This is a genomic window from Olivibacter sp. EAT-5, assembly GCF_044784325.1.
GTDB lineage: Bacteria > Bacteroidota > Bacteroidia > Sphingobacteriales > Sphingobacteriaceae > Olivibacter > Olivibacter oleidegradans.
In genome coordinates this window covers 18424-33886 of the sequence record NZ_CP173028.1, presented here as the reverse complement: position 1 = coordinate 33886, position 15463 = coordinate 18424, and the positions used below count along the sequence as shown (strand labels likewise).

Here is a 15463-nt window from a genome sequence, read left to right as displayed (position 1 = left end):
ATAAAGTGTCTAAAGCACATTAATTGAGCGTGAGTGACCCAGCAATCTGTTTTAGACCAATTTCTGCCATTTTTGCTTCATATTGAGCATTGCTGAATCGAACGCTTGCATCAACATAGTTTCTTTGGGCTTCGCGAAACTCTAAGGGTGTAATGCTTCCTAGACGATATTTTTCGAGCGTTATATCCATATTTTGCTTAGCAACCATTTGATTTCCTTGTTCTCGATCAACTAATTCTAGATTAACGAGATAAGTCTGATAGGCAGATGAAAGCTGTGAAAGAAGTGCTTGATTCGTTTTCTCCAGGTTAATGCTCGCATTTTCAATGGCCAATGCTGCATTCCTCTCATTCCTTTTCTGTAAAAACCCATTGAATATATTCATTGATGCTGACACGCCGTAACTAAATCCATTGCCCTGATTTTTCGTCGCAAAGCCTAATTCAGCCGTAGTTCGTGTTCGTGTATACGCGGAATTTATGTCTATTGTGGGATAACGCTGACCTTTTACTTCTTTCAATTCAAGCTGTGCTATCCTTCGATTAATTAAAGCTGCTTGCAAAGCCGGATTATGTTGGAGTGCGAGATTTAATAAGTTATCATATTTAAGATTGTCTTCTATACTGATACTGTCCGTTACGTCAAAAAGCGTATTGACATCGCGAGCTAAGATTTCGTTCAATCTGATTTTTGTGTTGCTGAAAAGCACATTTTGACGCATAAGATTTGTGGTATCGGTATTTAAGTCGACTTTGGAGGCTAAAACCTCTAATTTAGAGGCTCTTCCAATCTGATATCGATTCTCAGCCATTTCTAGGCGATATTTTGAAAGGTCTAGTGCTGTTCGTAAGGCGGTAAGTTGTTGTTTTTGTTGTACCAGGTTAAAATATTCGCTAACGACGTTAAAAACGGTGGATAAAATTGCCTGTTTTAAATTCGCATCACCTAGCTTCTGTAATTCTTTCAATTGATCGTAACGCGCAAACATTTGAAACCCATCAAAAACAGTCCAATCCAGATTTGCACCATAAGCCATGGATGTGTTCCGTGCCCCTTTTAACGATCGGGTTTCACCGCTTAATAGTGTTTGTGTCGTGTTCTGTGTAGCAGCGGATGCAGAAGCATCGCCCGTAACACTTGGCAACATGCCGGCATTGGCCAAATTTGCATTGTTCTTTGCAATAGCAACATCATTGCTAACAAGCCTGATGTCATAGTTTTGTTTAAGGGCAATAGCGACAGCATCTTCCAAATTCAATATCTCTTGTGCAAAGGCAATAAAGGGCAAAATATATATCGGTAAAAAAATATACAATAATTTTTTCATAAACGATTAGCTATTATAGCATTGCCTGAGCGGCTTTTAGTTCCTGTCTTTCTACTTCTTCTGCTTCTTTCAAATCCAAATTCGGTTTATACTCTCTTGACCATAACGAGTAAATGGCAGGGATGACAAATAAGGTTAGGATCAATGAGAAAATCGTTCCGCCTACAATTACAACTCCCATGCCTATTCTGCTTGTTGCAGCTGCACCAAGGGCCAATGCAATGGGAAGAGCTCCCAATGCGATTGCAAAGCTTGTCATCAATATCGGTCGTAACCGAGCCTCGGACGCTTCTAAGATAGCCTCTTTAACGGTCTTGCCTTCTTCTTTAAGTTGATTGGCAAATTCAACTATCAGAATACCATTTTTAGTGACTAAACCGATCAACATAATAGTGCCGATCTGACTGAATACATTCCAACTTTCTCCAACCACCCATAAGGATAACAGTGCACCGGCCACAGCCATAGGAACGGTAAGTATAATGATAAATGGATCGAGAAAACTCTCAAATTGCGCCGCCAATATTAAATATACTAATAATAAAGCGAGCCCGAATGCGAATAAGGTATTCGACCCACTTTCCCTAAAGTCGCGTGATTCACCGCCTAAATCTGTAGAAAAGCTGTCGTCAAGTACTTTGGCTGCAATTCTGTCCATTGCATCAATACCTTCGCCGAGACTTACGCCGGGTGCTAATCCTGCCGATACGGTAGCCGACATAAACCGGTTATTATGATATAATTGAGGTGGGCTAGAACGTTCTTCGATCGTTACAACGTTGTCCAATTGAATCAATTGCCCTGTATTGCTTCGAACAAATATAGCGGCTAAATCCAAAGGAGAACTTCTGTCTACATCGTCAAATTGACCGATTACTTGATATTGTTTGCCATTCATGATAAAATAGGCAAAGCGTTGGCCGCTTAGCGAGAGCTGCAGGGTTTGAGCAACGTCGAGTACCGATACGCCTAAACTTTGGGCTTTGTCGCGATCGATGCTTATATTGAGTTCCGGTTTATTGAACTTAAGGTCAATGTCAACCACAGAAAACGTCGGATCATTGTTCGCTTCGTCCATAAATTCCGGTATTTTTTCACGGAGCTTGTCGAATGTTGGTGCTTGTATAATATATTGTACAGGTAGCCCGCCTCGTCTATTTACCGAGATTGTCGGCGTTTGCGTGACGAAGGTCCGGGCTTCGGTATATTTTCTCGTTTGTTTAGTTAATGCCTCTGCAATTTCTGCCTGTGAACGTACCCGGTCTTCCGGAGCTACTAGGGTCATGCGCATTCTCCCGCTGTTAATTGAAGATGAACCGAATCCCGGTGATGTCATGACCAAATTAACAGATTTTTCAGGAATGGAGTCATTAACGAGCTGTGTAAGTTCGGTCATAAAACGGTCCATGTAATCATAGGAACTTCCTTCTGGAGCTGTTACATTGACGCGAATCAGACTCCGGTCTTCATATGGAGCCGTTTCTTTTTTGATATGTGTCCAAAAGAAGGCAATCAATCCAAAACAGATGAAAAGGATAGGAAAGCTAAGCCATTTATGCTGTAGGAAATGAGTCAATGATTTACCATAACCAGTAGTCATTTTTACAAAATAGGGTTCGGTGAGTTCATAAAACCGAGAGTGCTTGGTGCCGCCCTTCTTCATTAGGTAAGCATTCAGCATTGGCGTTAATGTCAGCGAGACAAAGGCAGAAATGAGTACCGCCGACGCAATAACGACACCAAATTCACGAAAAAGCCGTCCTACAAATCCTTCCAGAAACATAACGGGTAAGAAAACCGCTGCTAAGGTTATCGAAATGGAGATGACAGCAAAGAAAATTTCATTTGATCCTTTGATGGCAGCCTGCATCGGTGACATACCTTCTTCCACCTTTTTGTAAATATTTTCGGTTACAACGATTCCGTCGTCCACAACAAGTCCGGTTGCCAATACAATGGCGAGAAGTGTTAATACATTAATGGAAAAACCAAAAAGGTACATAATAAAGAAGGTGGCAATTAAAGATACAGGGATATCGATTAACGGCCTGAAGGCGATACCCCAGTTTCGGAAGAACAAAAATATGATCAATATAACCAATACCAGGGCTATAGCAATCGTTTCGGCCACTTCCGTAACGGATTTTTTGATGAACAGCGTGTTGTCCAATGCGACGTCTAGTATAATATCGGTAGGAATTTCGTTCTTTATTTGTTCAATTCTTTTGTAGAATGCTTCTGCAATTTCGATATAATTAGTTCCGGGTTGAGGAATCACAGCTAGCCCCACCATTGGAATACCTGATTCCGTCATCTTCGTTTCAATATTTTCAGGTCCCAATACGGCACGTCCAACATCGCTAAAACGTATAATCCGATTACTATCGGTTTTAATGATCAATCTATTAAAATCTTCTTCGGTTACAAGGTTTCCCGCTGTTTTAACAGTAAGCTCTGTATTGGCTCCCGTAATCTTTCCGGATGGCAATTCGACGTTTTGTAGCGTCAATGCGTTTCGGACATCTAGGGGAGTTAAACCGTAAGCGGCTAAACGCATTGGCTCAATCCATAGACGCATAGCGTAACGTTGTTGTCCCCAAATTTGAACGGTACTCACGCCGGGAAGGGTTTGTAATCGTTGTGCAATGACATTTTCTGCGATGTCATTTAGGTCTAATGGATCGCGCGTGTCACTTCTTACAGTCAAAGTAAGTATGGGTTCCGAATCAGCATCTGCCTTTGAAACAACCGGAGGTGCGTCTATATCTTGTGGCAGGCTTCTGAGTGCTTGTGAGACTTTGTCTCTTACGTCGTTTGCTGCTTCTTCTAAATTTTTACCAAGAACAAATTCTATGTTAATATTACTTGAACCTTGATTGCTGGACGATGAAATATTGCGAATACCATCTATTTGATTGATCGACTTTTCCAGGGGTTCCGTAATTTGTGATTCGATGATGTCGGGGTTTGCCCCGGCATAATTGGTACGGACCGAAACGATAGGGGGGTCGATAGAGGGGAATTCTCGTATACCTAAAAAGGTGTAACCAATAATCCCAAAAAGAATCAAGATTAGGTTCATGACGATCGTCAGAACTGGACGTTTTATACTGGTGGTTGAAAGACTCATGGCTTAATTTTTTAAGTTAACATGCACATTCATCCCGTTTTTTAAGGCCATGACACCCGAAGTGAGCACGGTATCACCGATAGAAATACCCTTGTTCACGAGGATATCTGTGCTTGTTCTGCTATCGCTTTCAATGTCCACCGCGCTCGCCTTGCCTCCCTTGCATACAAAAACTTGTTTGCCTCCTTGTACCGGGATAACGGCTTCCGTGGGGATTAAAACGGCTTCTTTTACCATATTGATGGGTAGTTGCACCCTGGCGAAAGAACCTGGAAATAACTCGCCTGAATCGTTGGCAGCTAAAGCTCTAATTTGTATTGTCCTTGTCTGTGCATCAATTCCAGGTTCGATGGCATATATTTTTGCGCCATACTGTTTTGACGAGCCGCTTATCGTAAAGTTTAAAGGCAGCCCTTCTTTTATTTGTGCTGTATATTTTTCAGGAACCGAAAATAAAATTTTTACCGGGTTGGTACTCATTAAATTTGCGACAATCGTAGTGGGTGTCAAATATTCTCCTGCCGATACCGAGCGAAGACCTATTTTTCCACTGAAAGGTGCCCTTACCTTTGTTTTCGCTATCTGCGCTTTTATTAATTGTGTTTGCGCCTGAGCTGATTGTAAATCTGCGAGTGCCACATCCTTTTCTTGCGTGCTGATCGCCTCCTTTTCTAACAAGAGGGAGGCTCGGCGAGCGTTCTCTTCCGCAAGTTTTTCTTCGGTTTGACGTTGCAATAATTGAGCTTGTAATTCTGTGTCGTCAATGTTAAACAGAATTTGTCCTTTTGTTACAAAAGATCCTTCATGGAAGTAAAGATTTCGTATAATACCTGAAACCTCGCTCCGAATTTGAACTTGCTCGTTTGGTTCAACGCTACCCGATACCGTTAAAATATTCTCAAAATCTTTCGGTGATACCACAATCCCATTTACTTCAATGGGAGCACCTTTTGGACTTTCACTAGGTGGGGCAATTTTACCTCCTTTTTCACTGGAAAACTTGTAGGCAACGAAAGCGATAATACCTACAATAATGATTAAGTAAATGTACTTTCTCTTCATTCAGAAAAAATTGACTGCGTTTTAGTTCTCTTTTATATTAGATGTTAGCTCACAAAAGTTGATCTGACGGATTCTGCCAAGCGTTACAAGGCATAAAGTTAATTATTATTTGCCATACAGTTTTGCAACATTATTGATGTTAAAATCGCCCTCCCAATGGAAGAGGACAAATAGGTGCAGTGATGCTGCTGTAAATTGCTACCTTTGCAGTTTAATTCTTTCACGCATGAACAATATATTTATTAAACTTTTTAGCTTTTTAACTATCATGATAACAACCTTATCTGCCGAAGCGCTGGCACTTAACCCTATTCGTTTTGAAGTGTCTTTTAAAGAGCCTCAGGCCCATTACGCGGAAATTACCATGGAAATTGATCGCGTTAAAGAAGATTACGTGGACGTAAAAATGCCTGTTTGGGCACCGGGCTCTTATTTAGTGAGAGAATTTTCGAAGAATGTAGAAGGGTTCCATGCCAAAGATGCCAATGGGAGGCCGCTGACCAGTCGAAAAGTAAGCAAGAATACCTGGAGGGTTTCAAGCAAAGGCGCCGGAAAGATTATGGTGAGTTATCGTGTTTATGCGTTTGAAGTATCGGTGCGCACTAGTTTTATTGATGCTTCGCATGCTTTTTTATCGCCGACGGGTATCTTTATGTATGTAGATAATCAAATAAATCGGCCTGCAGAGGTGAAAATCATACCTCACAAATCGTGGAACAAGATTTCAACAGGATTGATGGAAAAAGAAGGCGAAGTCAATACATATTTCGCAGCTGATTTTGATATTTTATTTGATGCACCGATAGAAGTAGGAAACCAAGATGTGTTCGAGTTTACTGCGGCCGGAATTCCGCATGAGGTTGCAATGGTTAGCGGCGGTAATTACGACAAGGTGAGGTTGGCTAAAGATATGGCTAAGATCGTGGAATCTGCTACCGCCATTTTTGGGGAGAACCCGAATAAAAAATATGTATTTATTGTTCATAACTACCATTCAGGAGGTGGTGGATTGGAGCACCTTAATTCTACTGTACTCGGTGCAAGTCGGTTTAACTATAACAGTGAAAGCGGATATAAATCTTTTCTCAGTTTAGTTGCACACGAATATTTCCACTTATGGAACATTAAAAGATTACGCCCGGAAGCTTTGGGGCCGTTTAACTATGATCAGGAGAATTATACTACTAACCTTTGGATAGGAGAAGGTTTTACCGCTTATTATGATAATTTATTAGTGCGACGCGCTGGTTTTCATACAGAAGACAGTTATTTACAGATGTTGGCGACAGACGTAACAGCCGTCGAAAACCGACCAGGCAACCAGGTTCAACCGTTAAGTGAATCAAGCTTTGATGCTTGGATCAAATATTATCGCCAGGATGAGAATTCATTGAACAGTATCGTCTCCTACTATAATAAAGGAGCTTTGATTGCGATGATGATGGACCTGAAAATATTGCATTCTACCATAGGGCAAAAAGGTCTGGATGACGTCATGCGAGAGGCTTATAACGAATTTTATAAAAAACAGGGCAAAGGCTATTCTGATGCAGCCTTCAAAGACTTAGCTGAAAAAGTAGCAGGAACTTCTTTAGATGATATTTATCATTTGGTTAATACCGCCGGTTCGCCTGACTATAATAAATATTTGCAGTTTGTCGGATTGGAGCTTGTCGACTTAAACGCCGGCTACGAAACGCCGGATCTAGGCATTAAGACTTCAACAACAGATAATAAATTGTTGGTTCAGAATGTAATACGTGGTGGAGGAGCATGGGACGGAGGCATTAACGTGAAGGATGAGCTAATTGCAATTAACGGCTATCGCATAGACGCAACCGGAAAAGAGTTAGAACGAGTAGTTCAAGCCAGTAGAATCGGGGACGTTGTAAAAATGCTTGTTTCCCGTGATGGCATTATTCAAGAATTAGCTGTAAAAGTGCAGGCAAGTAAAACAGGAAAATATGCATTCATGCCAGCTGAAAATGTGACTGCTGAACAACAGCAACTAAGAGAGAAGTGGTTGGCTGAGCAATAAATAGTTGTTTAAGAGAGGGAAGGACGATTGCTTCCCTCTTTTTCGATTGTTTAAAAAGCGAAGCGAATGGAAAGGCCGAAACCGGCAAAGTCTAAACCGGTATTGTCGGGAGCAAAACGCATTTCCGGTTTCCAATCCAAAGAAAGGTTAATCGGCGCGCCATCAATTTTATAATCTAAACCTAGGACGCCGTCAATACTGAAAGCAGCGCCGCTATTATCTGTCTCTTTATTTTTATAAGTTCCGATACCAGCACCGGCACCATAATACCACCGTAGACCGGGAGCACCTTCAAAGTCATTATGGATTTCGTATAAACCTACCAGCTTGAAGGTGGATGATTTACTATTGGAGCGGAAGTTCAGAATCACATCCAATGCATTTTGGCCTTGTAGAAAAGTTTTAAAAGTCACTCCATTGGCGACACCAAAGCGACCTCCGATTGCACTTTTATATTCGTAACCGTCTGTGGCTTGCGCTTGTGATTTAACGGATATGAACAAAAGAGAAACCACACCCCATGCAATAAAAAGCAATTTTTTCATAGAATTAATCTTAAATAAATGTTAACAGTAAGTCGTCAGTTTTAAGCGCCAAAGTTACGCTAACTTGTTACAAAAACAATTTTTGATTGATTTTATTGTTCAAGAGACAAAATGTAAATGTCTTTTTATTATGTATACATAGCATATATTTGCCGTTTTACTTGTTCTGCTTCAATTTTTTCTTAGCTTAAAATGATACAGAGCCGATAAATTTTGCTATCTTTAATGGACGCTGAATAAACCGATTCATAAATTAATACGTAAACTTATGGCACTTTCGCGCGTTTTTGATTTGTTATCTAATTATAAGTCTTCCTTTGGACAAAAAACGGTTGTAGCGGGGAAGGAGGGAGGAAAATGGATGTGTTATGAAACCGATCATTTTCTTCAGATTGTTGATAACCTTAGTAAAGGCTTGCTCAATTTAGGCATAAAAAAAGGAGATAAGCTTGCCATTATGTCAGCTAACCGACCGGAATGGAACTTTACCGACTTTGCGATCAACCAAATAGGTGCTGCGGTAGTTCCGTTGTACCCAACCTTATCGGATCACGACCTAAATTATATTACCGAAAACGCAGAAGTGAAAATGGCCTTTGTAGGCACCTCGGATTTAGCTAAAAAATTGAAGACTGCACTTACCTTACACAATCTGGATATTCCATTATATACTTTTGATAAAGTAGAGGGGGAGAAATATTGGAAGGAAATTGAAGAGATTGGGGCATCGCTCACCACCGTTGATCTCGACGTTTACCGAAATGATATTCATGAAGATGATTTATTGACGCTCATTTATACCTCGGGAACTACCGGTAGTCCTAAAGGCGTGTTTTTATCACACAAAAATTTGGTAAGTAATTTCACCGATTGTGCCCATTTGCTTCCGGAGAATTATAAGACAGCCATTAGCTTTTTGCCTCTATGCCATATCTTTGAGAGGATGGTCGTTTACCTATACTTTTATAAAGGGATAAGTGTTTATTATGCGGAAAATATGGATACCATTGTTGCCGACATCAATGACGTGAAGCCGAATGGCTTTACAACAGTGCCCCGGGTATTGGAAAAGGTTTACGACAAGATTGTGGATAAAGGAAAGGCACTTACCGGGATTAAACATGCGCTGTTCTTCTGGGCTTTAGACTTGGGCTTGAAATTTAAAGAACCCCGTAAGAATTCGTTTTTCTACAAGATTAAGTTGGCAATAGCTAGAAAGCTTATCTTCAAAAAGTGGCAGATGGCTCTTGGAGGTAATATTGTGGGCATTATCAGTGGAGGTGCTGCTTTACAAGAGCGTTTGGCACGAGTATTTTGGGCCGCAGGTATCCCGGTGTTGGAAGGTTACGGTTTAACGGAAACTTCACCGGTTATAGCAGTAAATAATTTTGAGAGAAATGGATTGGGGTTTGGAACTGTAGGTCCTTTGTTAAAATCAGTGAAGGTAAAAATAGCTAGTGATGGAGAGATTCTGTGTAAAGGGCCAAATGTGACGAAGGGCTATTATAAAAATGATGAGGCTACACGAGAGGCTTTCGATGAAGATGGGTACTTTAAAACCGGCGACATTGGTGAGTTGACAACAGAGGGCTTTTTGCGAATAACAGATCGTAAAAAGGAAATGTTTAAAACGGCAGGTGGTAAGTATGTCGCTCCTCAGATAATAGAGAATAAATTTATGGAATCGACATTGATTGCACAAATTATGGTGATTGGAGAAGGAAAACGTTTTCCTGCCGCGCTCATCGTTCCTGCGTTTGAGGAATTAAAAAAGTGGGCAGGCAAAAATGGAATTTCCGGAAGTACGAAGGAAGATCTGATAAAAGATCCCAAGGTTATAGAAAAATATCAACATGTCCTTGATAAAACTAATGAAAGTTTTGGGCATTGGGAACAGGTTAAGAAATTTGTTCTGCTACCAAATGAATGGACGATTGATGGTGGTGAGCTGACACCGAAATTAAGCCTGAAACGAAAAGTGATATTAGAGCGAACCAAAGAACTGATTGATCATATTTATAGCGATGAACATGATCAGAAACCAAGGGAACAACATCCATAGCAGCTAAATAGAGGAAATTATAATCCTCTATTTAATCTTTTTAATCGCTCTGTTTGCCCGTGAAGTCGCTATAGCGATCTTGTACTGATACCACCTGTCCTTGAAGATTTTCCGCATCGTATTGTCGAAATGACGTGTGATCACCAGGTTTCTGAAACCGCGCCACTTGTCCATTCTTTTTGAAGGCAATGCCCGAACACTGATGGAATAGCCTTCTGTCACATACTGTATGTAGTGCCAATAGCCGGAAGGCATCAACAAGGTTTCACCAGGATGGATTTCCGCTTCATAGCCGTTTAAGTATTTAAGCGCTGGGTATTTAGCGTAGTCGGGATTTTTTAAGTTGGCAATACTATGAAAATTATAAGGAAGTTTGTACATCAAATCCGACTGGTCCAAAGGAAAAAGCCAGATTCGCTTGATACCTTTGTATTGTGTAATGAACACATGTGACATATCGATATCAAAATGATTCCGTGTGCTCGAGCCTTCTCCGCCGAAAAATAAAAAGGGAAGCCATTTAAGAACCTTGCCACCCGTTAAATCATTGTATATTATATCATTATTTAGTTCAGGTTTTAGTTTTATCAAATTAAACAAAAATATACGCAGGTCCGTTGGTTCACGTTCGATCAAATCCAGATATTCGGAGAATTTCATCTTCGTCACCGGAGCACTTTTCGCCCGATCGTTTGAAGTGTCCTCTTTGCCATATAGTTCAATAACATGATCGCCTGCAATCTCCTTGAAGTAGTCGTAGTTCCATTTACTGAATGCAGGACTATCTTTACTGACGAAATCTTCCAAGATAACCGGAACCCCTTTGTTAAAATATTGGTCAAGGAACTCTTTTGAGCTCAACCCTGATCGCCTATCTGTCTTCTTTAGTTGCACTTCTTATAGGTTATGACACGTGTAACTGCAAACTTATAAATTCTTTTGCATATGTAGTATGCTTTTTATTTAGATAAATTATATACAAGAGAAATGCCAAAATCGCTCTTAAGAGACGATATGATCTTAGAATTGAATGATAAAGACAGTGTGGAAGCCAAATTGCTTCGAAAATCCTCAATTAACTGAAAACTTTATAAAGTTCTTGTTTCTTATGGAATTATAGATTAGATTTGCTATGCAAGCATAATAAAAAATGAGCCAAGAGAATACCATTGATTATTACTTAAAGATTACCTGGCAGTCAATTGCTAGTAAATACAATCAATTAGCATCGAAACACGGCATTACACAGGCAACAGGATATGTTTTGATCAATATCAGAAAAGACGGGACACCCGTTACGCAAATAGCCGGATTATTAGGTGTTAAATCAACAAGTTTATCGCGTATGTTAAGCGGAATGGAACAACAAGGGCTAATTTATAGAAGAGCCGACGCACAGGATAAGCGTTCGGTACGTGTTTTTTTAACGGAGGAAGGACAGAAAAGGCGAGAGATTGCAAAAAATATTGTAAGGGAATTTAATAGTTACCTGGACAGCTTAATTAAAGATAGTGAGCGACAAAAACTTATAGATACATTGAAACGATTAAATGAATTGGCTGTTAAATATGTTCCGAAAGAAGGGTAAGCTGAATAAAAAGCTTGAAAAAAGCTATTGTCACTATGTTTTATCAAAAGCCTCTTAGTTATGATCAATAAAAGTATAAAGAAGGTAGCCGTATTGGGTTCAGGGGTAATGGGGTCTCGTATTGCCTGTCATTTCGCCAATATAGGTGTTTCTGTTTTATTATTGGATATCGCTCCGACGGAGCTTTCCCCTGACGAACAGGCCAAAGGTCTAACTTTGGAAAGCCGACAGGTTAGAAACCGTATCGTTAGTCAATCATTAGAAACCGCATTAAAGACAAACCCATCGCCTATATATAGCAAGCAATATGTTCAGCGTATCACAACAGGTAACTTTACAGATAATATGGCTGATATAGCGCATGTCGATTGGATTATAGAGGTGGTTGTAGAGCGTTTGGATATTAAGCGACAGATTTTCACGCAGATAGAACAATATCGAAAACCAGGGACGCTTGTTAGTAGTAATACCTCTGGTATTCCTATGCATCTAATGATTGAGGGACGAAGTGAAGATTTCAAAAAACACTTTTGTGGTACTCATTTCTTTAACCCACCTCGTTATCTGAGGTTGTTGGAAATCATCCCATCACGCGAAACGGAACCTGCGATTATCGAGTTTTTAATGCATTATGGAGATAAATTTCTAGGCAAAACAACTGTGTTGTGCAAAGACACTCCCGCATTTATTGGAAATAGGATTGGTGTATACTCAATGTTGGCCGTCACACATTTGGTTAAGAAGCTAGATCTCACCCTAGAAGAAGTAGATAAATATACAGGTCCTGCTATGGGACACCCCAAATCTGCCACTTTTAGGACCTCGGATGTTGTCGGGTTGGATACGATGGTGAATGTTGCAAAAGGCCTATACGAAAATGTTCCTGAAGATGAAGCGCGGGATATTTTCGTTTTGCCAAGCTATATTGACAACATGGCTGAAAGAAAGTGGCTGGGTGAAAAAACTAAACAAGGCTTTTATAAGAAAGTAAAAGATGAGAAGGGAAATAGTGAAATCCTGGTGCTTGACTTGGGCACCATGTCTTATCGAAAGCAGGAAAAGATAAAATCGGTAACATTAGAGGAAACCAAAAAGATTGATGACCTGGCGAAACGAATGAAAGTTTATGAACAGGGAAATGATAAAGCAGCGGAATTATTTCGCGCCATGCATTATCCACTGTTTGAATATGTATCTAAACGTATTCCGGAGATAAGTGAAGAGTTTTATCGAATTGACGATGCGATGCGCGCGGGCTTTGGTTGGGAATTAGGACCCTTTCAAGTATGGGATGCGCTAGGTGTTGAGGAAACATTAGAAAAAATAAAGCAAGAAGAAAAGCGGATTCCAGGGCAAACGGGCGAAGTCGCATCGTGGGTATTGGAAATGTTGCAATCCGGGCATAAAAGCTTTTATAAGGTCGAAAACGGGAAAAGATTATTTTATGATATTCAGAGCAAAGACTATAAAGAAATCCCTGGTATAGCTGATTTTATCAACTTAGACGATCTCCGAAAAACGAAGACCTTATGGAAAAATAGTGGCGTATCAATCATCGACCTAGGTGACGGGATACTTAATGCAGAGATCCATACGAAGATGAATACGATCGGTGGAGATGTGATTCAAGGCATTAACAAAGCAATTGATATGGCCGAAAAAGAATATAAGGGCTTGGTTATCGGGAACGACGGAGCCAACTTCTCTGCCGGAGCCAATATCGGGATGATTTTTATGATGGCCGTAGAGCAGGATTACGATGAGTTAAATATGGCCGTTAAGTTATTTCAGAATACGGCCATGCGCTTGCGTTACTCGAATATACCCGTCGTAGTTGCTCCATTTAATCTGACCTTGGGAGGAGGGTGTGAATTTGCTATGCATGCTGATTTCGTGCAGCTCCATGCGGAAACTTATATGGGACTCGTTGAATTTGGGGTTGGGGTGATACCGGGTGGTGGTGGCTCGAAAGAATTTGCCTTAAGGGCTTCAGATGAGTATAAAGCAGATCAAATTAGTCAAAATGTGCTAAAGGAACGTTTTTTAACCATCGGCCAAGCAAAAGTAAGTACTTCCGGAATAGAGGCATACGAACTAGGTTATCTCCAACAAGGTAAATTTGCCATTACGATGAATCGTAGCCGATTGCTTGCGGATGCAAAGGCAAAGGCTTTAGGTCTGGCTGAAGCCGGCTATACTGCGCCTATTCCGAGAAACAATATTAAAGTATTGGGAAAGCAGGGATTAGGCATCGTGTACGTTGGAGCAAACTCAATGAAATCAGGAAATTATATTAGCGAACATGATCAGAAAATATCAGAGAAGCTTGGCTGGGTATTGTGTGGGGGAGACCTCTCGGCACCTACGGAAGTTTCCGAGCAATACTTGTTGGATCTTGAAAGAAAGGCCTTTTTGGAGCTGACAGCGGAAAGGAAAACACTGGAACGAATACAGCACATGTTAACTAAAGGTAAAGCACTCAGAAACTAAGTTATCTTAAAATAGTGAAGATATGGAAGCATATATAATAGCGGGTTACAGAACGGCTGTAGGAAAGGCTCCAAAAGGCGCTTTCCGATTTACACGTGCTGATGATTTGGCTGCGGCGGTCATAAGACACCTGGTCAATTCTGTTCCTAACCTTAATAAAGAAGAAATAGATGATGTCATTGTTGGAAACGCTACGCCTGAAGCAGAGCAAGGGTTAAATATGGCAAGGCTCATTTCTTTGATGGCACTCGATACTGATAAGGTTCCCGGCGTTACGGTCAATAGATATTGTGCATCAGGTTTGGAGACAATAGCAACTGCTGTGGCTAAAATAAAAGCAGGAATGGCAGATGTAATTGTTGCCGGCGGTGTTGAAGTGATGTCGGGTATGCCTATGGGGGGGTGGAAAGTGGTTCCAAATTCAGATGTAGCAAAGACACACCCCGACTGGTATTGGAATATGGGCTTGACGGCCGAAGCGGTCGCTAAAGAATATAAGGTGAACAGGGAAGATATGGATTCGTTTTCTTATCATTCGCATCAAAAGGCAATTTCAGCGATTACAAAGGGTTTGTTTAAAGAGGAAATTATGCCTTTTACGGTAATGGAAAACTTTGTTCGCGATAATAAGATCGGTACGAGAGAATATATAGTGGATACAGATGAAGGACCCCGGGCTGATACAAGCCTTGAAGCGCTGGCTAAACTGAAGCCTGTTTTTGCGGCGGACGGACTTGTAACAGCTGGTAACTCGAGCCAGACGTCAGATGGTGCAGCGTTTGTATTGGTTGTATCAGAGAGAAAGCTAAAGCAATTAAATTGCCAACCGATTGCCAGATTAGTTAGTTATGCCGTAGCCGGTGTTCCACCACGTATTATGGGAATAGGTCCCATATTTGCTATACCAAAAGCGCTGAAACAAGCGGGACTAAATTTGGATGATCTTAGTCTTATTGAATTAAATGAGGCCTTTGCTTCCCAATCGCTGGCCGTTATTCGCGAGTTAAATTTAAATCCTGATTTAGTTAATGTAAATGGCGGAGCTGTTGCTTTGGGACACCCATTAGGTTGTACAGGAGCTAAATTAAGCGTACAAATTTTTAACGAACTAAAAAGAAGGAGGCAAAAATACGGAATGGTGACGATGTGTGTCGGAACAGGGCAAGGGGCTGCAGGAATCTTCGAAATGCTTTAGTGTTTATGCTTTATGTTGTGGAACTT

10 protein-coding genes are annotated in these 15463 nt (G+C 40.7%); 5 read left to right on the top strand and 5 right to left on the bottom strand.

From position 1 onward, the window contains the following. Window positions 1–19: 19 nt before the first annotated feature. The 3 genes from ACH11B_RS00145 to ACH11B_RS00135 are packed head-to-tail and all read right to left on the bottom strand — an operon-like array spanning window position 20 to window position 5519. On the bottom strand, window positions 20–1327 hold the full coding sequence (locus ACH11B_RS00145) for a TolC family protein (RefSeq protein ID WP_013663358.1): 1308 nt from the start codon (window positions 1325–1327) through the stop codon (window positions 20–22). Window positions 1328–1340: 13 nt separating this feature from the next. After that, the gene (locus ACH11B_RS00140; RefSeq protein ID WP_377610195.1) at window positions 1341–4457 is read right to left on the bottom strand and encodes an efflux RND transporter permease subunit; all 3117 of its coding nucleotides are present in this window, start codon (window positions 4455–4457) and stop codon (window positions 1341–1343) included. Between the two features lie 3 nt (window positions 4458–4460). Continuing rightward, complete coding sequence (locus ACH11B_RS00135; protein ID WP_130858341.1) at window positions 4461–5519, bottom strand: efflux RND transporter periplasmic adaptor subunit; 1059 nt, start codon at window positions 5517–5519, stop codon at window positions 4461–4463. Between the two features lie 268 nt (window positions 5520–5787). Between ACH11B_RS00135 and ACH11B_RS00130 the strand changes: the two genes are divergently transcribed. Continuing rightward, window positions 5788–7557 carry a M61 family metallopeptidase gene (locus ACH11B_RS00130; RefSeq protein ID WP_377610193.1) on the top strand — a complete coding sequence of 590 codons (1770 nt, stop codon included), beginning with the start codon at window positions 5788–5790 and terminating at the stop codon, window positions 7555–7557. 50 nt (window positions 7558–7607) lie between these two features. On the opposite strand, the gene ACH11B_RS00125 is transcribed toward ACH11B_RS00130, so the two are convergent. After that, window positions 7608–8102: a hypothetical protein gene (locus tag ACH11B_RS00125; protein ID WP_013663354.1), complete on the bottom strand. Its 495-nt coding sequence runs from the start codon at window positions 8100–8102 to the stop codon at window positions 7608–7610. Between the two features lie 268 nt (window positions 8103–8370). On the opposite strand from ACH11B_RS00125, the gene ACH11B_RS00120 reads away from it, so the two are divergent. Then, window positions 8371–10164, top strand: coding sequence for a long-chain fatty acid--CoA ligase (locus tag ACH11B_RS00120; protein WP_130858343.1), 1794 nt, complete (start codon window positions 8371–8373; stop codon window positions 10162–10164). A 27-nt stretch (window positions 10165–10191) separates the two neighbouring features. Here ACH11B_RS00120 and ACH11B_RS00115 read toward each other — a convergent pair whose 3' ends face one another. After that, window positions 10192–11058 (bottom strand): cupin-like domain-containing protein, encoded by an 867-nt coding sequence (locus ACH11B_RS00115; RefSeq protein WP_013663352.1) that lies wholly within the window; start codon window positions 11056–11058, stop codon window positions 10192–10194. Between the two features lie 256 nt (window positions 11059–11314). On the opposite strand from ACH11B_RS00115, the gene ACH11B_RS00110 reads away from it, so the two are divergent. Genes ACH11B_RS00110 through ACH11B_RS00100 form a run of 3 tightly spaced genes read left to right on the top strand, consistent with a single transcriptional unit; the run spans window position 11315 to window position 15437 of the window. Further along, window positions 11315–11752 carry a MarR family winged helix-turn-helix transcriptional regulator gene (locus ACH11B_RS00110; RefSeq protein WP_013663350.1) on the top strand — a complete coding sequence of 146 codons (438 nt, stop codon included), beginning with the start codon at window positions 11315–11317 and terminating at the stop codon, window positions 11750–11752. 60 nt (window positions 11753–11812) lie between these two features. Beyond that, window positions 11813–14242: a 3-hydroxyacyl-CoA dehydrogenase/enoyl-CoA hydratase family protein gene (locus ACH11B_RS00105; RefSeq protein WP_130858344.1), complete on the top strand. Its 2430-nt coding sequence runs from the start codon at window positions 11813–11815 to the stop codon at window positions 14240–14242. A 22-nt stretch (window positions 14243–14264) separates the two neighbouring features. Next, complete coding sequence (locus ACH11B_RS00100) at window positions 14265–15437, top strand: acetyl-CoA C-acyltransferase (RefSeq protein WP_130858345.1); 1173 nt, start codon at window positions 14265–14267, stop codon at window positions 15435–15437. The last annotated feature ends 26 nt before the right edge of the window (window positions 15438–15463 follow it).

What these genes read in the sequence shown, in the direction of transcription:
- ACH11B_RS00130 (WP_377610193.1), top strand. Translation starts at nt 5,788, where the DNA reads ATGATAACAACCTTATCTGCCGAAGCGCTGGCACTTAACCCTATTCGT.
- ACH11B_RS00135 (WP_130858341.1), bottom strand. Translation starts at nt 5,519, where the DNA reads ATGAAGAGAAAGTACATTTACTTAATCATTATTGTAGGTATTATCGCT.
- ACH11B_RS00105 (WP_130858344.1), top strand. Translation starts at nt 11,813, where the DNA reads ATGATCAATAAAAGTATAAAGAAGGTAGCCGTATTGGGTTCAGGGGTA.
- ACH11B_RS00145 (WP_013663358.1), bottom strand. Translation starts at nt 1,327, where the DNA reads ATGAAAAAATTATTGTATATTTTTTTACCGATATATATTTTGCCCTTT.
- ACH11B_RS00140 (WP_377610195.1), bottom strand. Translation starts at nt 4,457, where the DNA reads ATGAGTCTTTCAACCACCAGTATAAAACGTCCAGTTCTGACGATCGTC.
- ACH11B_RS00120 (WP_130858343.1), top strand. Translation starts at nt 8,371, where the DNA reads ATGGCACTTTCGCGCGTTTTTGATTTGTTATCTAATTATAAGTCTTCC.
- ACH11B_RS00125 (WP_013663354.1), bottom strand. Translation starts at nt 8,102, where the DNA reads ATGAAAAAATTGCTTTTTATTGCATGGGGTGTGGTTTCTCTTTTGTTC.
- ACH11B_RS00100 (WP_130858345.1), top strand. Translation starts at nt 14,265, where the DNA reads ATGGAAGCATATATAATAGCGGGTTACAGAACGGCTGTAGGAAAGGCT.
- ACH11B_RS00110 (WP_013663350.1), top strand. Translation starts at nt 11,315, where the DNA reads ATGAGCCAAGAGAATACCATTGATTATTACTTAAAGATTACCTGGCAG.